Annotated in this window: 21 protein-coding genes; 16 read left to right on the top strand and 5 right to left on the bottom strand. The window is 73.2% G+C overall.

What is annotated here, in order from left to right:
• Nucleotides 1–4: 4 nt before the first annotated feature.
• The gene (locus IF06_RS0107910; RefSeq protein WP_030269900.1) at nt 5–1234 is read left to right on the top strand and encodes a DivIVA domain-containing protein; all 1230 of its coding nucleotides are present in this window, start codon (nt 5–7) and stop codon (nt 1232–1234) included.
• A 79-nt stretch (nt 1235–1313) separates the two neighbouring features.
• Here the strand turns inward: IF06_RS0107910 and IF06_RS0107905 are convergent, their stop codons facing one another.
• Nucleotides 1314–1538 (bottom strand): hypothetical protein, encoded by a 225-nt coding sequence (locus IF06_RS0107905; protein ID WP_013284612.1) that lies wholly within the window; start codon nt 1536–1538, stop codon nt 1314–1316.
• Between the two features lie 248 nt (nt 1539–1786).
• On the opposite strand from IF06_RS0107905, the gene IF06_RS0107900 reads away from it, so the two are divergent.
• Both IF06_RS0107900 and IF06_RS0107895 read left to right on the top strand, forming a co-directional pair.
• The gene (locus tag IF06_RS0107900) at nt 1787–3364 is read left to right on the top strand and encodes a Rieske 2Fe-2S domain-containing protein (RefSeq protein ID WP_030269896.1); all 1578 of its coding nucleotides are present in this window, start codon (nt 1787–1789) and stop codon (nt 3362–3364) included.
• A 108-nt stretch (nt 3365–3472) separates the two neighbouring features.
• Nucleotides 3473–4111 (top strand): TMEM175 family protein, encoded by a 639-nt coding sequence (locus tag IF06_RS0107895; RefSeq protein WP_030269894.1) that lies wholly within the window; start codon nt 3473–3475, stop codon nt 4109–4111.
• 68 nt (nt 4112–4179) lie between these two features.
• Here the strand turns inward: IF06_RS0107895 and IF06_RS0107890 are convergent, their stop codons facing one another.
• The gene (locus IF06_RS0107890) at nt 4180–5775 is read right to left on the bottom strand and encodes a phytoene desaturase family protein (protein ID WP_030269892.1); all 1596 of its coding nucleotides are present in this window, start codon (nt 5773–5775) and stop codon (nt 4180–4182) included.
• A 124-nt stretch (nt 5776–5899) separates the two neighbouring features.
• Here IF06_RS0107890 and IF06_RS0107885 point away from each other — a divergent pair, with 124 nt between their 5' ends.
• Both IF06_RS0107885 and IF06_RS0107880 read left to right on the top strand, forming a co-directional pair.
• Entirely contained in the window at nt 5900–6319 is a 420-nt protein-coding gene (locus IF06_RS0107885) for a 50S ribosomal protein L7/L12 (RefSeq protein WP_030269890.1), read from the top strand.
• Between the two features lie 105 nt (nt 6320–6424).
• Nucleotides 6425–7594 (top strand): alkaline phosphatase PhoX, encoded by a 1170-nt coding sequence (locus IF06_RS0107880; protein ID WP_013284617.1) that lies wholly within the window; start codon nt 6425–6427, stop codon nt 7592–7594.
• Between the two features lie 10 nt (nt 7595–7604).
• Here the strand turns inward: IF06_RS0107880 and IF06_RS0107875 are convergent, their stop codons facing one another.
• Nucleotides 7605–8447, bottom strand: coding sequence for a YhjD/YihY/BrkB family envelope integrity protein (locus IF06_RS0107875; protein ID WP_013284618.1), 843 nt, complete (start codon nt 8445–8447; stop codon nt 7605–7607).
• A gap of 51 nt (nt 8448–8498) precedes the next feature.
• On the opposite strand from IF06_RS0107875, the gene IF06_RS0107870 reads away from it, so the two are divergent.
• The 5 genes from IF06_RS0107870 (at nt 8499) to ispG (ending at nt 13197) form a co-directional block, all read left to right on the top strand.
• On the top strand, nt 8499–9044 hold the full coding sequence (locus IF06_RS0107870; RefSeq protein ID WP_013284619.1) for a GNAT family N-acetyltransferase: 546 nt from the start codon (nt 8499–8501) through the stop codon (nt 9042–9044).
• A 188-nt stretch (nt 9045–9232) separates the two neighbouring features.
• Nucleotides 9233–9424 (top strand): hypothetical protein, encoded by a 192-nt coding sequence (locus IF06_RS0107865; RefSeq protein ID WP_013284620.1) that lies wholly within the window; start codon nt 9233–9235, stop codon nt 9422–9424.
• 129 nt (nt 9425–9553) lie between these two features.
• Nucleotides 9554–10768 carry a 1-deoxy-D-xylulose-5-phosphate reductoisomerase gene (dxr, locus tag IF06_RS0107860; RefSeq protein WP_030269888.1) on the top strand — a complete coding sequence of 405 codons (1215 nt, stop codon included), beginning with the start codon at nt 9554–9556 and terminating at the stop codon, nt 10766–10768.
• Nucleotides 10765–12012: a M50 family metallopeptidase gene (locus IF06_RS0107855; RefSeq protein WP_013284622.1), complete on the top strand. Its 1248-nt coding sequence runs from the start codon at nt 10765–10767 to the stop codon at nt 12010–12012. Before dxr ends, IF06_RS0107855 begins: the two co-directional genes overlap by 4 nt.
• Nucleotides 12013–12021: 9 nt before the next feature.
• Complete coding sequence (gene ispG / locus IF06_RS0107850) at nt 12022–13197, top strand: flavodoxin-dependent (E)-4-hydroxy-3-methylbut-2-enyl-diphosphate synthase (RefSeq protein WP_013474403.1); 1176 nt, start codon at nt 12022–12024, stop codon at nt 13195–13197.
• Nucleotides 13198–13255: 58 nt separating this feature from the next.
• On the opposite strand, the gene IF06_RS0107845 is transcribed toward ispG, so the two are convergent.
• Nucleotides 13256–13930 carry a winged helix-turn-helix transcriptional regulator gene (locus IF06_RS0107845; RefSeq protein ID WP_030269886.1) on the bottom strand — a complete coding sequence of 225 codons (675 nt, stop codon included), beginning with the start codon at nt 13928–13930 and terminating at the stop codon, nt 13256–13258.
• A 129-nt stretch (nt 13931–14059) separates the two neighbouring features.
• Between IF06_RS0107845 and IF06_RS0107840 the strand changes: the two genes are divergently transcribed.
• Nucleotides 14060–14878 carry a class I SAM-dependent methyltransferase gene (locus IF06_RS0107840; RefSeq protein ID WP_030269884.1) on the top strand — a complete coding sequence of 273 codons (819 nt, stop codon included), beginning with the start codon at nt 14060–14062 and terminating at the stop codon, nt 14876–14878.
• A 48-nt stretch (nt 14879–14926) separates the two neighbouring features.
• Here the strand turns inward: IF06_RS0107840 and IF06_RS0107835 are convergent, their stop codons facing one another.
• Nucleotides 14927–15514 carry a PadR family transcriptional regulator gene (locus IF06_RS0107835; RefSeq protein WP_013474406.1) on the bottom strand — a complete coding sequence of 196 codons (588 nt, stop codon included), beginning with the start codon at nt 15512–15514 and terminating at the stop codon, nt 14927–14929.
• Between the two features lie 121 nt (nt 15515–15635).
• Here IF06_RS0107835 and IF06_RS0107830 point away from each other — a divergent pair, with 121 nt between their 5' ends.
• The 5 genes from IF06_RS0107830 to IF06_RS0107810 all read left to right on the top strand — a co-directional run bounded on the left by IF06_RS0107830 (nt 15636) and on the right by IF06_RS0107810 (nt 21309).
• Nucleotides 15636–16862, top strand: coding sequence for an MFS transporter (locus tag IF06_RS0107830; RefSeq protein ID WP_030269881.1), 1227 nt, complete (start codon nt 15636–15638; stop codon nt 16860–16862).
• A gap of 64 nt (nt 16863–16926) precedes the next feature.
• A complete protein-coding gene (locus tag IF06_RS0107825) occupies nt 16927–17766 on the top strand; it encodes a DUF4081 domain-containing GNAT family N-acetyltransferase (protein WP_030269880.1) in 840 nt (279 codons plus the stop codon).
• Nucleotides 17767–17859: 93 nt separating this feature from the next.
• Nucleotides 17860–18558, top strand: a complete 699-nt coding sequence (locus IF06_RS0107820) for an ATP-binding cassette domain-containing protein (protein ID WP_013284629.1) — start codon at nt 17860–17862, stop codon at nt 18556–18558.
• On the top strand, nt 18555–20705 hold the full coding sequence (locus IF06_RS0107815) for a YhgE/Pip family protein (RefSeq protein WP_030269879.1): 2151 nt from the start codon (nt 18555–18557) through the stop codon (nt 20703–20705). The genes IF06_RS0107820 and IF06_RS0107815 overlap by 4 nt, the downstream gene beginning before the upstream one ends.
• 10 nt (nt 20706–20715) lie before the next feature.
• Nucleotides 20716–21309 (top strand): TetR/AcrR family transcriptional regulator, encoded by a 594-nt coding sequence (locus IF06_RS0107810; protein WP_013284631.1) that lies wholly within the window; start codon nt 20716–20718, stop codon nt 21307–21309.
• Nucleotides 21310–21349 lie beyond the last annotated feature (40 nt).

Here is a 21349-nt window from a genome sequence, read left to right as displayed (position 1 = left end):
CATAGTGGCGAGTCAGGGTCAGCGTTTCCGGCGTAAGGCGCTCCGCCGGGGCTACAAGGTCGACGAGGTCGATGCCTTCCTGGACCGGGTCGAGGCGACACTCGACGGCCAGCCGATCGGCGCGCCCGTGGCCTCCCAGGAGGTCCACGACGTCGTCTTCCGGGTCCGGTTCAACGGCTACGACGAGTGGCAGGTCGACCTGCACCTCGACCGGGTCGAGCGCCAGCTCGCCGAGCTGGAGGAGCGCGGTGGCGCACCGGCCGGGCGCGGTGGCGACCCGCGGATGGCCGACCGGCTCGGCCCGCCGATGCGCGACGACCGGGGCATGTCGCCGGTGCCGCAGCCGCCGATGCCGCCCCGGCAGATGCCCGCCCAGCCCGGCCCGCCCGCCGACCGTTACGGCAACCGCTACGACGAGCCGACCGGCGCGTTCGCCGGTGGCTACGACGGCCCGCGCGGTGGCTACGACGGCCCCCGCGGCCCGGGTGGCCCCGGCCCGATGGGCCCGGGCGCGCCGATGGGGCACGGCGGCCCGCCCTCGCGCGGCCTGCCGCCCGGCCCTGGTGGCTACGGCCCGCCGGACAGCGGTCCCGGTGGGTACGGCCCGCCGGACAACGGTCCCGGTGGGTACGGCCCGCCGGACAGCGGCCCTGGCGGCTACGGTCCGCCGGACAGCGGCCCCGGCGGGTACGGCCAGGAGGAGCGCTTCGACGGGTTCGAGGCCGGCCGGCGTGCCCGTGCCGACATGACCGCCGAGATCCGCATGCCCGAGCGTGAGCTGCGCGGTCGTGGCCCCGGTGGCCCGCCGGCGCTGCCGCAGCAGGGTTACGGCGCACCGGAGCCCGGCTACGGCCCGCCGGACCCGGGTTACGGGCCGCCGGACCAGGGCTACGGCCCGGGCCCCTCGATGACCGGCCCGCCGCTCGTGAGCCCGCCGGTCGCCGGTCCGCCGATGGTGGGGCCGCCGATGGCCGGCCCGCCCGGCAGCGACCTGCACCGGGTCGACCAGATCCGGCGCAGCTTCCAGGTCCGGCGGTTCGGCAGCGGGTACGACCCGGACCAGGTCGACCGGTTCTTCGAGACGCTGCTCGGCGGCATGCAGGGGCGCAACCCGATGCCGGTGAACCCCAAGGAACTCGACACGCTGCGCTTCGGGCTGGTGCCCGGTGGCTACTTCGAGGCCGAGGTCGACGCCGCGCTCAAGGACGTGCAGGACATCCTGCTCGGCCGCTGACCCCGCCTCCCGAGACGACGAAGGGCCCGCCCCCCGGTGAGGGGGCGGGCCCTTCGCGCACTACCGTGGGCGCCGCGCGTCAGGACCGCAGGCCGTTGCGGCGCAGCACGGCGTCGCCGATGACGATGGCGATCAGCAGTCCGGCGATCCCGAACAGCCAGATGTGCTCCACCCGGCCCTCCTCGATCCCGCAGAGCGCCATCAGTACCAAAGCCACCGCCGACAGCACCGCACCGATCCGTCCGGACTTGCGGTGTCCGGGCTTGTGCTGATCTGGCGCGGTTACCGGCTCGTCTCCTGCCACTGTCGGTCCTTCCCTCGCGATCGGATCTCCGATCAGTCTGGCACGGCCCGAACCGGGCCCGGCGCAGGGTCCGACCTCCTGTGCCGGGGATGACCCGGGCGGGCGACAGCGGGCGGGCGGCGCAGCCCGGGTCGTTGGTCCCGTACCGGTGGGGGCGGTTGGCCACTACCGGCGTCGCGGGACGGCGAGCACACTGCCTCCGGTAGCGTCTTGACGTACACCTTGATGCCTTTTTGAGGAGGACTGCGGTGCGAGTGACCGGTACGGGGCATGCCAGCATGCGGATCGACACGGCCGCGGGCAGCATCCTGTGCGACCCGTGGGTCAACCCCGCCTACTTCGCCTCGTGGTTCCCCTTCCCGGACAACTCCCTGCTCGACTGGGCGACCCTCGGCCAGGTCGACTACCTGTACGTGTCGCACCTGCACCGGGACCACTTCGACGCGAAGCACCTGCGTGACTTCGTGTCGAAGGACGCCACCGTTCTGCCCGAGTTCCCCACCTCGGAGATGGAGGACGAGTTCCGGGAGCTGGGCTTCACCAAGTTCCTCAAGGCCCCGAACGAGCAGGTCGTGGAGCTGCCCGGCGGCCTGAAGATCATGATCCAGGCGCTGACCAGCCCGACCGACGGCCCGATCGGCGACTCCTCGCTCTGGGTCGAGTACGACGGCGTCCGGCTGCTCAACCAGAACGACGCCCGCCCGACCGACCTCAGCGTGTTCGCCGAGCTGGGCCACGTGCACGCGCACATGCTCCAGTTCTCCGGCGCGATCTGGTACCCGATGGTCTACGAGCTGCCGCAGGCGGCGAAGACCGCGTTCGGCAAGCAGAAGCGGGACCGGCAGTTCGACCGCACCTGGCGCTACATCGACGACCTGAAGGCCGACCACGTCTTCCCGATCGCCGGCCCGCCGTGCTTCCTCGACGACGAGCTGTGGCAGTTCAACGACATCTTCGGCGACGAGGGCAACATCTTCCCCGACCAGTCGGTGTTCCTCGCCGAGTACGCCAAGGTCGGCGGCACCAACGGCATCGTGTTGCTGCCGGGCAGCGTCTCGGAGATCACCACCGAGGGCGCGACCACCACCCACCCGGTGCCGGTGGAGGAGTTCTTCGCGAACAAGGTCGCCCACCTGGAGGAGATGCGGGAGCGCAAGCGCGGCGTCATCGAGGCCGAGAAGGCGTCCTGGCGGCACCCCGAGGTCGACGTGCTCGGCGAGATGAAGCGCCGGATCGAGCCGCTGCTCGACGAGTCGATCTACCTGGCCAAGGGCGTCGGCGGGCCGGTCCGCTTCGACCTGGTCGGCTACGACGGCGAGAGCGTCGAATCCATCGTCGTGGACTTCCCGGGCAAGGAGGTCCGGCCGTACGCGGACGAGAAGGTCCGCTACCGGTTCCGTACCGAGCGGGCGCTGATCGAGCACCTGCTGCACATCGGCGAGGTGGACTGGGTCAACTCCCTCTTCCTGTCCTGCCGTTTCTCCGCGGCCCGCATCGGCCAGTACAACGAGTTCGTCTACGCCTTCTTCAAGTGCCTGTCCGAGGAGCGCCTCCAGTACGCCGAGGGCTGGTACGACGAGCACGAGCGGGCGGTCGACGCCGAGGACATCACGCTCGACGGCTGGGTGGTGCAGCGGCGCTGCCCGCACCTGAAGGCGGACCTGAGCCGGTTCGGCATCGTCGACGGCGACCAGCTCACCTGCCAGCTGCACGGCTGGAAGTTCGACCTGGCCAGCGGGCGCTGCCTGACCAGCGTCGGGCACAAGATCCGCGCGCACCGCGCCGACGCGGAGACCCCGGCGCCGGCCGGGGAAGCGGCCATCTGACGAGTTCCGCCCCGTCCGCCGTCCCCGGCACGCGACCATCTGTCGTGAGGGGGCGGCGTGACGGGTGCGGACAGGGAACCGGCGTACCGGTTCGGGCGCGGCAACGAGATGGCGCGCGACGCCTCCCGGGTGGAGGCGTTCAGCGACGCGGTGATCGCCATCGTGCTCACCCTGATGGCCGTCGAGCTGCTGTCGTTCGACCCGGACACGCCGCAGGACGACGGGCTGCCGGCCGCCCTGCTGCACGAGTGGCGCGCCTACCTGGCGTACGTGATCACGTTCGCCATCGTCGGCCAGGTCTGGCTGACCCACCACAACATGTGGCGTTACGTCCGCCGGGTCGACCAGATGCTGCTGGTGCTGAACCTGCTGCTGCTGATGTTCGTGGCGGCGATCCCGTTCACCGCGGACCTGCTCGCGGACAACCTGCGCGGCACCGTCGGCGACCAGCGGCTGACCGCCGCGCTGTACGCGGGCGTGGTGCTCGGTGAGGCGCTGTTCTTCAACCTGAGCTGGTGGTGGGCGCGCCGCCGCGGGCTGCTGCAACCGGGCCTGGACCCGAGGCTGGCGCGGGCGGTGGCCCGCCGGTTCCGCCTCGGTCCGCTGCTCTACCTGGTGGCGTTCGCGATCGTGTTCGTCGACCCGGTGCTGAGCCTGCTGGCGTACCTGCTGCTGGTCGGCGTCTACCTGGTGCGCGGGCCGGGCGACCTCCCGCCCGCCGGCCAGGAGGCGCCCGAGACGCCGTGAGTGGTTGTTGAGGCGGTTGTTAAGAAGGGGCCCTTCCTCTACCGGAGGCGTTAATAAGGGGCCCTTCCTTACATCTCGGCGAGGATGCGGCGGGCCGCGTTGTGCCCGGCCGCGCCGATCACGCTGCCCGCCGGGTGGCAGCCGGCGCTGCCCGCGTACACGCCGTCCACCCCCGTGGCGTACGGCATCCGGTCGGTGAACGACACCGTGTTGTCGACGTGGTGGATGTGCCCGCCGGTGATGCCGAAGTGCGCCTCGATGCCGGGCGGCGGCAGCGGCACCGCGTCCGCGACCAGGTCACCGGCGCCCGGGGCGTACCGCTCGCAGATCGCGATCAGCCGCTCCACGTAGCCGGGCAGCGCCGCCTCCCAGGTGGTGCCGGCCAGCTCGTAGGGGACCGACTGCACGAACAACGCCGACGAGTGGTGCCCCGCGTCGTCGGACAGCGACGGGTCGACTGTGGTGTGCAGGTACCACTCGATCGTCGGCTCCTCCGGCAGCCGCCCGGCCCGCACGTCCGCCCACATGCCGCGCAGCGCCGCCATCGGCGACTCGCCGCCGTCGCCGACGAGTGAGGCCGAGCCGGGCAGCAGGTGGATGGTCGACCCGAACGGGCTCGGCGCGTCGTCCGGCAGGCAGGAGAAGCGCGGCAGCCCGGTCAGCGCCAGGTTGAGCTTGAGCGTGGTGCCGGTGCGGCGGACCGCCGCCATCCGCGCGTCGAGTTCCGCCGGGAGCGCGCCGTCGGGCAGCAGCTCCATCAGCCGGTACGGGTCACAGGCGCCGAGCACCACGGAGGCGTCCACCTCCCGCCCGTCGGCGAGCGTCACCCCGGCGGCGGCACCGGAGGCCAGCCGGATCGCTGTGACCGGCGCGTCGGCCACGATCCGCGCCCCGGCGCGCACGGCGGCCTCGGCGAACGTGCGGGACACCGTGCCCATGCCTCCCCGGGTGATCATCCAGGTGCCGTCCGCGCCCGGCAGCCGGCACATGTTGTGCACCAGGAAGTTGTGACCCGTTCCGGGATCGTCCGGGCCGGCGTTGAGCCCGGACAGGCCGTCGGTGACGGCGTACATGCTGACCAGCAGCTCGGAGCGGAAGTCGAAGCGGGCCAGGTGGTCGGCCACCGAGCCGCGCACCAGGTCGACGAAGACCTGCTGCAGCGCGGGCCGCACGTAGCGTTCGGCGGTCTCCTCGACCGGCAGCGGCTCGGCCAGCCACGCCGGGGCGAGATCCTCCCGCAGCTGGGCCAGCTCGGCGTGCAGCGCGTCGTCGGCGGCGACGTCGGCGGGGGAGAACATCTCCGCGAGCTGCCGCCGGCTCGCCGCCACGTCGCTGCCGGCCAGCAGGTACGGCGAGCCGAGCCGGCCCGGCGTGGGCAGGAAGTAGTGCGGGTCGCGGCGCAGCACCGGGATGGTCACGTCGAGCGTGGCCAGCAGCTCCGGCGGCATCAGCCCGAGCAGGTACGACCCGGTGGAGTGACGCAGCCCCGGCACCTTCGGGAACGGGTTCTCGGTGCGGGTCGCCCCGCCGATCACCGCTGACGCCTCCAGCACCAGCACGTCCAGGCCGGCGCGGGCCAGCAGGATCGCCGAGACCAGGCCGTTGTGTCCGGCGCCGACCACCACGACGTCGGCGCGGGACGGCAGCTCACTGGCGTCGCTCATAAAGTGCGGGCTGGGCATGCGCTCACGGCCCTCGCTTCGCTCGGTGCGTTCGCTCATGCCGCGGAGCGTAGCGGCGGCCCGTCCCGGACGGGAGGGTTCGCGGCGGGGCGCTACCGTTCCGGGCATGTCCCCGGCTGTTCAGATCGCGCTCGCGGTGGCGCTCGTCGTGGTGGTGCTCCTGCTCCTGCTCGTGCTGCGGCGCGACCGTCCCCGGGACCTGGTCGCCCCTGATCGCCCGGCCGGCGACGGGCAGGCCGAGGTGCTCCGGCTGGCCCGCGCGGGGCGTACGGTCGAGGCGGTCAAGGTGCTGCGCGAGCAGACCGGGCTGTCGCTGCTGGACGCGAAACGGGCGGTGGACGCGCTGGCGGGCGGCGGATCCTGGCCGCCCGGCCCTCCGGCGCCCGGAAAGGGCGTCGACGAGGCGGTGCGGGCCGAGGCCGCGCGGCTGCTGTACCGGGGCAGGAAGATCCAGGCGATCAAGGTGGTACGGGAGCACACGCACATGTCGCTCGCCGACGCGAAGCGGTACGTCGAGGGCCTCTGACGGCCGGACGGCAGTCACCGGGCGTTCACCCTATAGTGGCAGTTGTCGATGCATTTCCGTCCTACCGTCGACGGGACACCCACCGCCTCCGGGAGGTAATCCCCGATGGATCGTCGTACCGTCCTGCGCGCCACAGCCGCCGGTGGCGCCGCCGCTCTCGCCGGTGGTCTCTGGGCCGCCGCTGCCGCCCCGGCCCAGCCCGCCCAGCCCGGCCCCGGCCCGTACGGCGACCTCCTGGCCGCCGACGCCAACGGCCTCCAGTTGCCGGCCGGCTTCACCGGCCGGGTGATCGCGCGTTCCGGGCAGCGCGTCGCCGGCACCTCGTACACCTGGCACCCGGCACCCGACGGCGGCGCCTGCTTCCCGTCCGGCGACGGCTGGATCTACGTCTCCAACTCGGAGGTGCCGCTCGTCGGTGGCGCCTCGGCGGTGCGGTTCGCCGCCGACGGCGCGATCACCGCCGCGTACCGGATCCTCGGTGGCACGAACGTCAACTGCGCCGGGGGCCCGACCCCGTGGGGGACGTGGCTGTCCTGCGAGGAGGTGCCGCTGGGCCGCGTCTTCGAGACCTGGCCGGAGGGCGGCCGGGCCGGTGAGGAGCGGACCCGGATGGGCCGCTTCAAGCACGAGGCGGCGGCCTGCGACCCGCAGCGGCGGGTGGTCTACCTGACCGAGGACGAGGGGGACGGCTGCTTCTACCGGTTCGTCCCGGACACCTGGGGCGACCTGCGCACCGGCCGGGTGCAGGTGCTCTGCGCCCCGGACGGCCAGGTGACCGGGCCGGTGACCTGGCGGGACCTGCCGGACCGCGACGGGTTCCCGGTGCCCACCCGCTACCAGGTGGGCGCGGCGCAGACGTTCGACGGCGGCGAGGGCTGCTGGTACGCCGACGACACCTGCTGGTTCACCACCAAGGGCGACAACCGGGTGTGGGCGTACGACGCGGTGAACCAGCGGCTCGACCTCGCGTACGACGACTCGCTGGTGCCGGCCGGTGCCGCGCCGCTGACCGGCGTCGACAACATCACCGGCACCGCGGGAGGCGACCTCTACGTGGCCGAGGACGGCGGCAACATGGAGATCAACGTGATCACGCCGGCCGGTGTGGTGACCCCGTTCCTGCGGCTGCTCGGGCAGTCCGGGTCGGAGCTGACCGGGCCGGCATTCTCGCCGGACGGCAGCCGCCTCTACTTCTCCTCGCAGCGCGGCACCAGCGGCGCCCGGGCCGGGACCGGCGGCATCACGTACGAGGTGCGCGGCCCGTTCCGGCGCTGACCCGCAGCCGTCAGGCGCCGGCCGCCACCCGGGCGGCCCGCCACCGGCTCGCCGCCAGCGTCGCGGAGTAGCCGGACAACACGATCACGTGGAACAGGTACAGCCAGAGCAGCACCGCCACGCCGCCGCCGATCTCATCGAACCCGCCGAACGGCACGCCCAGGTCCAGCGGCAGCGAGCAGAACAGCACGAAGCCGTGCACGAAGCCGGACAGGTTCGCCGCCGTGAACGAGCCCAGGGCGACGGTGGCGAGCCAGTCCGGCGAGGCCGGGCCGACCACCCGGAACACCCAGATCAGCACCGGCGTGAGCACCAGCCACACCGCGAAAAACGACAGCACCACGCCGAGCGCGCCGACCCAGCCGCCCTGGCGTACCAGCCGGGTGGTCAGCGGCAGCCCGAGCAGGATCGACAGCAGCAGCGCCGGGGCCGGCGCCAGCAGCGGGAGCAGCAGCAGGCGGCCCCGCCAGCCGACGAGTGCACCGGACTCGGCGCGCGGCTCGGCCACCGAGACGAACGCGCGGCGCAGCCCTTCGCCGTAGAGCGAAGCAGGCAGCAGCGAGGCCAGCGCCAGCAGCGGGGTCAGCCCCAGACCGGCCTCGACGAGCGCGGCCGCCGCCCGGTGCGCGCCGATCTCGGTGGGCAGCGTGTCGATCGCGTACCCGGTCAGCCGCCGTACCCGGTCCGCCCCGGCGAGCAGCCCGGTCAGCCAGATCGCCAGCAGCGCCACCGGCACCACGGCGATCGCGCCGTAGAAGGTGATCGCGGCGGCGTGCAGCGACAGGTCGCGACCGCGGACCGGCCGGAACGCCGCCGCCGTGATCCGCTTGGTCCGTGCCCACCCGTCGCCCATCGCCCTCTCGTTCCCCGTACGCCCCCGCGCCACGCATTACGATCCGGCGGCATGACGATCGCCACGACCGACCGGCTGGTGCTCCGGGACTGGACCGAGTCGCCGGACGACCTGGCCCGGATCTACGACATCTACTCCCGGGACGAGGTGATGCGCTGGCTGGGCGGCGGCAAGGGGCGGATGACCGACCCGTCCGAGGCGCGCGAGCGGGTCCGGATGTGGCATGAACGCTGGACGCCGTACGGCGGCCGGTGGGGCCTGTGGGCGATCGAGCCGCGCGACGGCGGGCCGGTGGCGGGGAGCATCCTGCTCAAACCGCTACCGGGACGCGACGGCGTCACTCTCACCGACGACATCGAGGTCGGCTGGCACCTGCACCCCGACGCCCAGGGCCGCGGCTACGCCACCGAGGCGGCCCGCGCGGTGCTGGAGCGCGAGTTCGCCACCGGCACCCCGAGGGTGTACGCGGTGGTGATGGCCGGGAACGACCCGTCGATGGCGGTGGCCCGGCGCCTCGGCATGACGCACGCGGGTGTGCGCACCGACTGGTACGGCGGCGTCGAACTGGAGACCTTCGCCCTGGAGCGCCCCGCCTGATCGTTCGGCGGAACTGCTCCCGCCCCGTCGATCATGAGGTTGGCGGCGACGAATCGGACCGCCGACGCCGCCAACCTCATGATCAACGGGAGTGGCGGTGGGGATGGACAACGTGTGCGAGCAGGGCGGATCGGGGCAGCGCCGCTAGGTGAGGGGTAGCACGATTACCCGCTGAGGGGGTGAGCCCGATGGCCCAGGCCGCATTCGCGCCCGAGCCGGCACCGCAGCCCGCCGAGCCGTCGTTCGACGTGCTCCGCTGGTACGACGAGCCCTGGACCGCGCAGCTCGCTCTCGATCTCCTACCGGAGACCAACGGCCCGAAGGTCGAGTTCAGCGTCGACCCGGCCGACCTGCTCGACGAGGAGGCGCCGCAGGCGTGATCGACACCGGTTCGCCGAAGTGGTGGCATCGCGGCGACCCTGATGCCGCCACCTCGGCGAAGTGGAGTCGATCATGCCGCCGGGCACTCCGGGACGAACCGGGGTGAGGCGCTGGGGAACAATGGTCCGGTGACCACTCCCCGAGATCTCGTGCTGCTCGGCTCGACCGGCTCGATCGGCACCCAGGCCATCGACATCGTCAAGCGCAACCCGGACCGCTTCCGGGTGGTGGCCCTCGGCGCGGGTGGCGGCAACGTGGAGTTGCTCGCCGCGCAGGCGCTGGAGCTGGGCGTGGAGGCGGTCGGTGTGGCCCGCGCGCCCGCCGCGCAGGATCTTCAGCTCGCGTTCTACGCCGAGGCGAGCCGGCGTGGCTGGGCCACCGGCGACTTCAAGCTGCCCAAGATCGTGGCCGGGCCGGACGCGATGACCGAGCTGGCGCAGTGGCCGTGCGACGTGGTGCTCAACGGCGTGGTCGGCTCGCTGGGCCTGCCGCCGACGCTGGCCGCGCTGCACGCCGGTCGTACCCTCGCGCTCGCCAACAAGGAGTCCCTGGTGGCCGGCGGCCCGCTGGTCAAGGCCGCGGTGACGCACCCGGGGCAGATCGTTCCGGTGGACTCCGAACACTCGGCGCTGGCGCAGTGCCTGCGCGGCGGCGCCCGGGGCGAGGTGCGGCGGCTGGTGGTCACCGCCAGCGGCGGCCCGTTCCGGGGGCGGCGGCGTGACGAGCTGACCGCCGTCACGCCGGAGCAGGCGCTGGCACACCCGACCTGGAACATGGGCCCGGTCGTCACGATCAACTCCGCCACGATGGTCAACAAGGCGCTGGAGGTGATCGAGGCGCACGAGCTGTTCGACGTGCCGTACGCCGACATCGAGGTGATGGTCCACCCGCAGTCGGTGATCCACTCGATGGTCGAGTTCACCGACGGGTCCACGCTCGCCCAGGCCAGCCCGCCGGACATGCGACTGCCCATCGCGCTGGGTATCGGCTGGCCGGACCGCGTACCCGGCGCCGCCGCGGCTGTCGACTGGACCACCGCCCACACGTGGGAGTTCTTCCCGCTCGACGACGAGGCGTTCCCGGCTGTCGCGCTGGCCAAGGCGGCGGGGGAGGCCGGGCGCTGCCGCCCGGCGATCTACAACGCGGCGAACGAGGAGTGCGTGGCCGCGTTCGTCGCGGGCCGGCTGCCGTTCCTCGGCATCGTCGACACCCTCCAGCGGGTGCTGGAGGACGCTCCCGATTTCGACGAACCAGGTACCGTCGAGGACGTGCTCGCCGCCGAGTCGTGGGCACGGGCGCACGCCCAGGAGATCATCGTCGGGTCGGTGGAAGGAGCTCGATGAGCTATCTGCTCGGGGTGGTGCTGTTCGCCCTGGCGATCCTCATCTCGGTGAGCCTGCACGAGGCGGGGCACATGCTCACCGCCAAGGCGTTCGGGATGAAGGTCACCCGCTACTTCGTCGGCTTCGGCCCGACGCTCTGGTCGTTCAAGCGGGGCGAGACCGAGTACGGCATCAAGGGCATCCCGCTCGGCGGCTTCTGCAAGATCGTCGGCATGACACCGCAGGACGACGACGTCGAGCCGGGGGACGAGAAGCGCGCCATGTGGCGCTACCCGGTGTGGAAGCGGACGATCGTGATGTCCGCGGGCTCGATCACCCACTTCGCCCTGGCCCTGATCGCGCTCTGGATCATCGCGGTGTCGGTGGGGCTGCCGAACCCGAAGTTCCCCAGCACCGAGGCCGGCTTCCGGGCCGAGCCGGCGGTGATCGCCATCGCGCCGTGCGTGGTGGTGGAGAACGCGGCCCGCGCCTGCGAGTCCGGCGACCCGGCCAGCCCGGCCGAGAAGGCCCAGCTCAAGGACGGCGACCGGATCACCGCGGTGAACGGCAAGCCGGTCTCCACCTGGGGCGACATGCTCGACGTGGTCCGGGCCACCCCGCCCGGCACGGCCACCGTCGCCTACGTGCGTGACGGCAAGCCGGCCGAGGCGCGGGTCGACCTGGCCTCGGTGCAGCGTCCGCCGCTGGGCGACCCGAAGGGCGCCGCCTCGGCAGTCTCCGCGCTCGGCGTGGCGCTCTCGCCCAGCACCCCGACCCGGGTCGAGTACGGCCCGGTCGCCGCGTTCGGCGCCACCGCCGACTTCACCGGCACCATGGCCGTGCAGACCGCGCACGCCATGCAGCGCATCCCGCAGAAGGTGCCCGCGTTGTGGAACGCGATCACCGGCGGCGAGCGCGACGTGGACACCCCGATCAGCGTGGTCGGCGCCAGCCGGCTCGGCGGCGAGGCCGTGGAGAACAACGCCTGGCTGGTGTTCTTCATGCTGTTCGTGTCGCTGAACTTCTTCATCGGCGTGTTCAACCTGCTGCCGCTGCTCCCGCTGGACGGCGGCCACATCGCCATCGCCTGGTTCGAACGGGCGCGGTCCTGGCTCTACGCACGCATCGGCCGCGCCGATCCGGGCCGCGTCGACTACCTCAAACTCATGCCGTTCACGTACGCGGTGATCCTGATCGGCGGCGCGTTCACGCTGCTCACAGTCACCGCCGATGTCATCAACCCCATCACGCTCTTCTCAAGGTGAGTGCCTGAAGTGACCGCTGTCAGTCTCGGTATGCCCCCCGTACCGCCGCCGCCGCTGGCCCCGCGCCGGGCCAGCCGCCAGATCATGGTCGGTTCGGTGCCGGTCGGTGGTGGCGCGCCGGTCTCGGTGCAGTCCATGACCACCACCCTCACCGCCGACGTCAACGCCACGCTCCAGCAGATCGCCGAGCTGACCGCGTCCGGCTGCCAGATCGTCCGGGTCGCCGTGCCGTCGCAGGACGACGTGGAGGCGCTGCCCGCGATCGCCAAGAAGTCGCAGATCCCGGTGATCGCCGACATCCACTTCCAGCCGAAGTACGTCTTCGCGGCGATCGACGCAGGCTGCGCCGCGGTCCGGGTGAACCCGGGCAACATCCGGCAGTTCGACGACAAGGTCAAGGAGATCGCGCGGGCCGCCGGCGACGCGGGCGTGCCGATCCGGATCGGCGTCAACGCCGGCTCGCTGGACAAGCGCCTGCTGGCCAAGTACGGCAAGGCCACCGCCGAGGCGCTGGTGGAGTCGGCGCTGTGGGAGTGCTCGCTGTTCGAGGAGCACGGCTTCCGGGACATCAAGATCTCGGTGAAGCACAACGATCCGGTGGTGATGATCCGCGCCTACCGGCTGCTGGCCGAGAAGTGCGACTACCCGCTGCACCTCGGTGTCACCGAGGCCGGCCCGGCGTTCCAGGGCACGATCAAGTCGGCGGTGGCGTTCGGCGCGCTGCTGGCCGAGGGGATCGGCGACACCATCCGGGTCTCGCTGTCCGCCCCGCCGGTCGAGGAGATCAAGGTCGGCAACGCGATCCTGGAGTCGCTGGGCCTGCGCGAGCGCGGCCTGGAGATCGTCTCCTGCCCGTCCTGCGGGCGGGCGCAGGTCGATGTCTACAAGCTGGCCGAGGAGGTCACCGCCGGGCTGGAGGGCCTGCCGGTGCCGCTGCGCGTCGCGGTCATGGGCTGCGTGGTGAACGGTCCGGGCGAGGCCCGCGAGGCCGACCTCGGTGTGGCCTCGGGCAACGGCAAGGGCCAGATCTTCGTCAAGGGCAAGGTCGTCAAGACCGTGCCCGAGGCGCAGATCGTGGAGACGCTGATCGAGGAGGCGCTGCGGATCGCCGACGAGATGGGCGCCGAGATCCCCGAGGAGCTGCGTGACCTGGTGCCGGGCGGCGCCACAGTCACAGTGCACTGATCTGCTTTTCGCGTCGCCGTGCGGCCGTCCCCGACAGGGGGCGGCCGCACGCGCCGTCTCAGGGCCGGGGCACGGCGGCGAAGGGGGAGAGGGTGAACCAGCCGGGCGCGGCGCGCCGCAACGCCTCCGGCCCGGTCACCTCCACCGCGCCGCCGCGCAGCGCCGCGGCCCACTCCAGGTCGCCCATCCAGACCTGGACCAGGGCGCGCAGGTCCGCCGTGACGGTCACCGTCACGTCGTGCCCGGGGTCGCTGTCGCAGACGTCGGCCTCGCCCGCGGCGATCACCATCCACCAGTCGCGCTGCGTCGTGGGCACGTCCCGGAAGCGGAACCGCACGACGGTACGCCCCGGCGGAACAGCGTCGTGGTCGACGTGGCGGTGCATGTCCCACAGCAGCAGCTTCGGGTCCAGGTCGGCGTCGCCCAGCTCGCCGATCCAGCGCACGCCCCAGGCGCCGAGCGCCTCCACCACGGGCCGCAGTTCGCGTCCGGCGGCGGTCGGGACGTAGCGCACGTCGGCGCCGTCGACCCGCCGCTCCACCACACCGGCGCGGACGAGCTGGTGCAGCCGGCGGGACAGCAGCGTGGGCGACATCCGGGGCAGGCCCCGGCGCAGCTCGTTGAATCGTTCCGAGCCGCTGACCAGCTCCCGGACCACGAGCAGCGTCCACCGCTCGTCGAGCAGTTCCATGGCTTTCGCCACGGGGCAGAACTGGTGGTAGGAGGCCCCCATGGCGGGCACGCTACGCCCGGCCCGCCACCCCGGCCAGCCGCCTGTCGGGAGCGGTACAGATCTCGTACTGGGGGCCGGGTCGTCCGCTGCCTAGCGTCCTGTGCAGGGACGACAGGTGAGGAGCGACCGATGATCGAGGAACGGGAACAGGACGCCGCGGTGAAGGCCCGGCACCGCGCGATGTGGGCGATGGGGGACTACGCCGCCGTGGCCGCGCAGGTGATCCCGGAGCTGGGGGCGACGCTGGTCCGGGCCGCCGGGGTGGCGCCGGGCATGCGGGTGCTGGACGTGGCGGCCGGGACCGGCAACGCGGCTCTGCCCGCGGCCAGGGCCGGTGCGGAGGTGGTGGCCGGCGACCTCACCCCGGAGTTGCTGGCGATCGGGCGGGCGGAGGCCGAGCGGGAGGGCTTGACGCTGACCTGGGAGGAGGCGGACGCGGAGGCGCTGCCGTACGCGGACGCCGCTTTCGACGCGGTGCTGTCGTGTGTGGGCGTGATGTTCGCGCCCCGGCACCGGGCCGCAGCCGACGAGGTGCTGCGGGTGTGCCGGCCGGGCGGGACGATCGGCCTGGTCAACTGGACCCCGGAGGGCTTTGTGGGCCAATTGTTCGCGGCCATGCGGCCGTACGCGCCGCCACCGCCGCCGGGCGCGCAGCCGCCCCCGCTCTGGGGCGACGAGGAGCACGTCCGGGAGTTGTTCGGCGACCGGGTCGACGCGCTCACGTCGGCGCGTGACGCCGTGGTGGTGGACCGGTTCGCCACGCCGGGGGAGTTCCGGGACTTCTTCGCGACCCGCTACGGGCCCACTGTGGCGGTCTACCTGGCGAACGCCGGCGACCCGGAGCGTACGGCCGGGCTCGACCGCGCGCTGACCGACCTGGCCGCCCGGCACCTGGACGGTGGCGTGATGCGCTGGGAGTACCTGCTCGTCACCGCGCGCCGCGCCTGACGGCACGCCGGTCGTCGTCCGGCCGGCGTGCCGTTCCGGCGGCGGTGCTCACTCGGACTCGGCGAGGATGGCGTAGAGCTTGCGCCGGGTCTCGTCGAGCACCTGGGCGGCACGGGCGCGCTGGTCGTCGGTGCCGGTGGTCATGACCTGCCGCAGCGCCTGCATGGCCTGCGCGCCGGCGTCGCGGATGTCGTGCCAGCTGTTGACGGTCTGCTCGGCGAACTCCGCCCAGGGCGGGGCCTGCGCCGCGCCGGCCGCCTCGGCCTGGCCCGCCTCGGTCAGCGCGAACCGCTTGCGCCCGCCCTCGGAGTCGGGGGCGGTCGCGATGAGCCCCTCGTCCTCCAGCAGTTGCAGCGTCGGGTAGATCGAGCCGGGGCTGGGCCGCCAGGCCCCGCCGGTGCGGGAGTCGATCTCCTGGATCATCTCGTAGCCGTGCATCGGCCGTTCGGTGAGCAGGGCCAGCACGGCCCCGCGCACGTTCGGCCGCCGGCCGCGTCCGCGCCCGCCCCGGCCCCGCCCGTGGCCGTGGGGTCCGGGGGAGAAGGGCGGCGGACCCGGGGGTACGGGCGGGAAGCCGAAGCCGCCACGGCGGCGCATCTCGTCGTGCATGGCGTGCATGCGTCGATGGAAACCCATCAAAGCTCTCCTTCTGTCGTCGTATCACTGATGCATCAACGATATATCGGCAATGCATCGCCGACAAGACGTCACGTAAACCGGGCTGCAAACCGTACGTACGTACTGTTAGGGTGCCGGTGTGCGCCTGCTTCCCGAACCGGGCCCGTCCCGGACCCTCGCCCTCTCCACGCTCGTCAACACCGTCGGGCGGGGCACCTGGCTCACCGCCAGCGCGCTGTTCCTCACCCGGTCGGTCGGGCTCTCGGTGACCCAGGTCGGTGTGGCGCTCACGCTCACCGCGCTGGTCAGCCTGGTGGCGAGCACGCCGATGGGCTACCTCGCCGACCGCCTCGGCCCGCGCGGGCTCCAGATGGCCGCGTTGCTCGCCTCGGCCGGGTGCACGGCCGCGCTGGTCTCCGTGCGCTCGTTCACCGGCTTCCTGGTCGTCGGCGTGCTGATGGCGGTCGCCGACGCGGGCACCCGGGGCGCCCGCGGTGCGCTGATCGCCGGCGCCGTCCCACCCGACCAGCGGGTCCGTACCCGCGCCTACCTGCGCGCTGTCACCAACGTCGGGATCTCGGTGGGCACGGTGCTGGCCGGGTTCGCGCTCGCCGCCGACACCCGCGGCGCGTACGTCACGCTGATCCTGCTCGACGCCGCCACGTACGTGCTGGCGGCGGCGGTGCTGCTGCGGCTCCCGCCGGTGCCGCCGATGCCCGCCCCGGCGCACGGGCCGCGGCTGATCGCGCTGCGGGACCGCCCGTTCCTCGCCTTCACCGTCCTGGACGGGCTCATGTCCATGCACTTCTCGCTGATCAACATCGCGCTGCCGCTGTGGATCGCCGGGCACACCACAGCGCCGAACTGGCTGATCTCCGTCTGCCTGCTCGTCAACACCGTGGTGGTGATCCTGTTCCAGGTCCGCGCCTCGCAGGGCACCGAGGACCTGACCGGCGCGGGCCGGGCCGCCCGCCGGGCCGGTGTCCTGCTCGCTGTCGCCTGCGCGCTGTTCGCCGCAGGGGGCGGCGTGCCGGTGGCGGTGGCGGTGCCGTTGCTGCTGGCCGGAGCGCTGGTGCACGTCGTGGGGGAGCTGTGGCACGCGGCGGCCGGCTGGGGCATCTCCTTCGGCCTGGCCCCGGCGCACGCGCACGGGCAGTACCAGGGCGCGTACGGGATGGGCATGCAACTCGGCTCGATGGTCGCCCCGGTGGTCGTGACCACGCTCGCGATCGGCTGGGGCGTGCCCGGCTGGCTGGTGCTCGGCGTGGTGTTCCTGCTGCTCGGCGCGATGGTGCCGCCTGTGGTGCGATGGGCCGCCCGGACCCGGCCGGCCGCACCCGAACCGGTGCCGGCGCCGGCCGGCTGAGCGCCGTGCGGCAGGTGCCCGGTCGGCCCGCGCACGCCGGGGTGGATCTGGCAGGCTGGTAGCCGTGCTCACCATGCCGGTACGCCAACTGGGGGAGTCGGAGCGCCGCGCGGTCGAGCGGCTGCTCGACCTCGACCCGTACGCCGGTGCGCAGGTCGCCGAGCGGGTGGCGGCGCGCGGGCTGGCCTGGTGGCGGGCCGAGGCGCGGATCCTCGGGTACGGCTCCCGCCGGCACCTGGAGTCGATCTGCTGGCTGGGCGGCAACCTGACCCCGGTGCTCGCGTCCGAGTCGGCGGTGACCGCGTTCGCCGACCAGTTGAGCGCCGAGGAGCGGCTCTGTTCCTCGATCGTCGGCCGCGCCGACGCGGTGCTCGGGCTCTGGGACCGCCTCTCCGCGCACTGGGGGCCGGCTCGGGACGTACGCCCGAACCAGCCGCTGCTGGCGACGGACGCGCTGCCCGCCGTGGCGCCCGACCCGCACGTGCGGCGGGTGCGCGGCAGCGAGGTCGACCTGCTGTTCCCGGCGGCGGTGGCGATGTACACCGAGGAGGTCGGGGTGTCGCCGCTGGCCGAGGACGGCGGGCGCGGCTACCGGCGGCGGGTGACCGAGCTGGTGCGCGCCGGCCGCGCCTACGCCCGTTTCGTCGACGGGCGGGTGGTCTTCAAGGCGGAGCTGGCAGTGGTGACCCGCCGGACCGCGCAGGTGCAGGGCGTCTGGGTGGCGCCTGAGTGGCGCGGCCGGGGCATCGCCGCCGCCGCGATGGCGGCAGTGGTCCGCGACGCGCTGGAACGGGTCGCGCCCACAGTGAGCCTGTACGTCAACGACTTCAACCTGCCCGCCCGCCGGGTCTACGAGCGCTGCGGCTTCCGCCCGGTCGGCACGCTCGCCACAGTGCTGTTCTGAGGATCACTCCCGCCAGACGTCCCGAACCGGACACCCGGCGCTATGCTGGGCGTGTTTTTATACTGACTAGTCAGTTCGGAATTCGGGGTCCTGATGAACATCGTCGAGGCCGTCGGCCTGGGTCTGCGCACCCGCCGGGGCTGGGTCTACCGGGACGTCGACCTTACCGCCGCGAGCGGTGAGCTGCACGCCGTCACCGGCCCGCCCGGCAGCGGGCGCACCTCGCTGCTGCTCGCGCTGGCCGGGCGCTTCCCGCACAACCACGGCGAGCTGCGCCGCCGCGGCCCGGCCGCGCTCGGCCAGGTCGCGGGCGTGCACGAGCCCGACCCGACGCTCACCGTCGCCGAACACATCACCGAACGCCTGCTGCTGCTCGGCCCGGTGCCACGCCGCCGGCGCCGCCTCGTGCCGGTGGCAGCGGTCCGGGCCCGCCGGGCCTACCGCCGCGACGCCTACGCCGCAGCCATCGCCGGCGCCGGACTCACCGACGCGCCCCTGGACCCCGACCGGTACGGCCGCGACCTCACCCCGGTCGAACGGCAGGTGCTCGGGCTCGTGCTCGCCAGCCTCGGTGGCCCCAGCCTGATCGTCGCCGACGACGTGGACGCCGGCGCCGACCGCCCCGAGCGGGAGTGGATGTGGGGCGCGCTGGAACGCCTCGCCGACCAGGGGTACGCGGTGGTCGCCAGCGCCCGCGCCGTCGAACCCGGGGTGACCGCCACCGTGCACCGCATCGGCGACCCGGCCCTGCCCGTCCCCGCCCTGACCGTGCCCACCGAGGTGTCCGCATGAGCGTCCTGCGACTGGCCCTGTTCGAGCTGCGCCGGATGACCCGGGGCCGGCTGCCGCGCGCCGCCCTGGCAGTGCTCACCATCGTCCCGCTGCTCTACGGCGCCCTCTACCTGTACGCGTTCTGGGATCCCTACGGGAAGATGGACCGGATCCCGGTCGCGCTTGTCAACGCCGACCGCCCGGCCACCGCCGGCGACGGCAGCGAGGTGCACGCCGGCCGCGACCTCACCGAGAAGCTGCTCGACCGCAAGGTCTTCGGCTGGACCGTGACCGACCAGGCCGACGCCACCAAAGGGCTGCGCGACGGGCGCTACCACCTGGTCTTCTCCATCCCGGAGGACTTCTCCGCCACCCTCGCCGCCGGCCCGGAACCGGACCGCCCGGCCCGGCAGGGCGAGCTGAAGGTCGTCAACGACGACGCCACCAACTACCTCTCCGGGCTGCTCGCCCGGTCGGCGTTCAGCGAGATCCGGGCGGCCGCCGCGCAGAGCACCGCTGCCACGTACTTCGACAAGATGCTGATCGGCTTCACCGACGCCAAGGCCGAGACCGGCCGCGCCGCCGACGGCGCCGGGAAGATCGCCGACGGGCTCGGCACCTCCCAGCAGGGCGCGGGAAAGATCGCCGACGGGCTCGGTGACGCCGAGGACGGCGCCGGTCAGCTCGCCGGTGGACTCAACCAGTCGGTCCAGGGCGCGGACAAGCTCGCCAAGGGCCTCGACCAGCTGCGGACCGGCGCCGCCCAGCTCGCCGACGGCGCCGGGCGCGCCGCCACCGAGACCAAGGCCGCGGCCGCGACCGTGAACGCCGCCGCCGACAAGTACGAGCCGGTGCTGCGCCGCAACGCCGACAAGATCGAGAAGGCGGCCACGCTCGTCGCCGACGGCGCGCAGCAGCTCGCCGCCGGGCTGGACGCGCTACCCGGCAAGGCCGCCGAGGTGGTCGCGACCGCCGAGGAGGTCAGCGACCGGCTCGACGCGGTCGCGAAGGAACACCCCGAACTGGCCGACGACCCGGACTTCGCCGCCGCCCGCAAGGCCGCCGACCGGGCCGTCACGCAGGCCCGCTCAGTGGTGGCCGCGCTGGACAAGACCGACATGGCCACGTTGCGCAAGCAGATGACCGACGTGGCGAAGACCGCCCGCGAGGTGGCCGCCGCCGCGCCGCACCTGGCCGACGACGTCGCCTCCGTCCGCGCGAAGGTCAACGAGCTGGCCGGTGGGCTCACCACGCTGGCGCAGGGCAGCGCCAAGCTCCGCGACGGGCTGGGCGACGCGTCGACCGGCGCCGACCAGTTGCGCGGCGGCCTCTACCGGCTCGCCACCGGCGCCCGCCAGCTCGACGGCGGCCTGGCCCAGCTCGGCAGCGGCAGCAACCGCCTGGTCGACGGGCTGACCCGGCTGGAGGGCGGCGCCGGCGACCTCGCCGACGGGCTCGCCGCCGGGGAGCGGAAACTACCCGGGTACGACGACGCGGCCACCCGCGCCGGCGTGCTCGGCGACCCGGTCGGCCTGATCCGCGACTCGCAGAACCCGGCCGGCTCGTACGGCGTCGGCTTCGCCCCGTACTTCCTGTCGCTGGCGCTCTGGGTCGGCGCGATGATCACGTACATGCTGTTGCGGCCGGTCAACCGGCGGCACGTGATGTCAGGCGCGCCCGGCTGGCGGGTCGTGCTCGCCGGGTGGCTCCCGGCCGCGGGCATCGGCCTGGCCCAGGTCACTGTGCTCTACACGGTGGTGACGCTCGGGCTCGGGCTCGACCCGCGGCACGGACCGGCCACGTTCGGTCTGCTCGCCCTCACCTCGCTGGCGTTCACCGCGATCATGCAACTGCTCGGCGTGGCGCTCGGCCCGGCCGGGCGGCTGGCCGCGCTGGCGCTGCTGATGCTCCAGCTCACCTCGTCCGGCGGCACCTACCCGGTGCAGACCTCGCCCGGCTTCTTCCAGGCGATCCACCCCTGGCTGCCGATGACGTACGTGGTGGACGGCCTGCGGCACACCATCAACGGCGGTACGACCGCCCCGGTGGTCACCGCCGCGCTGGTGCTGCTCGCGTTCGGGCTGGGCGCCATGGCGCTCACCGTCGGCGCGGCCCGCCGGTCCCGCCGGCTGACCCCGGCCAAGCTGCACCCCGAACTGACCATGTGAGGATGAGCCGGTGACGGACGGACGGACGCGCCGGCGCGAGGACACCCGCCAGCGCCTCTTCGTGGCGGCGGTGGACCTCATCGCCGAGCAGGGCTTCTCGGCCACCACTGTGGACGACATCGCGGCCCGCGCCGGTGTGGCGAAGGGGACCGTCTACTACAACTTCGAGTCCAAGACCGTCCTGTTCGAGGAGCTGCTGCGGCACGGCATCGGCCTGCTCACCGCCGAGTTCCGGGCCGCCGTCGACGGGCTGCCGCCGCTGGAGGCGCTCGGCGCGCTGGTCCGCGCCCAGCTGGAGTACATCCGCCGCTACCGCGCCTTCGCCCAGCTCCTGCTCTCGGAGATGTGGCGGACCAACAGGGAGTGGCAGCAGACGCTGCGGCTGCTGCGCGGCGAGGCCGTCGCGGTGATCGCCGACACGGTGAAGGCCGGCGTGGACAGCGGCGACCTGCCCGCCGACCTGGACGTGCGTACCGCCAGTTCGGCGCTGTTCGGCGTCGGGCTGGTGGTAGCAGTGGACTGGCTGGTCTTCTCGCCGGAGCGGCCGATCGACGAGGTGCAGGAGTCGCTGCTCGGCATCGTCCGGCGGGTCGCCCGGACCTGACCAGCGGGCGGTAATTCGGTTGATTCCGGGCCGCCGGAAG

It is taken from the genome of Micromonospora globosa (genome assembly GCF_000717585.1).
Lineage (GTDB): Bacteria > Actinomycetota > Actinomycetes > Mycobacteriales > Micromonosporaceae > Micromonospora > Micromonospora aurantiaca.
Note: the sequence above shows the minus strand (reverse complement) of the source record. Positions and strands in the feature narration are given on the sequence as shown.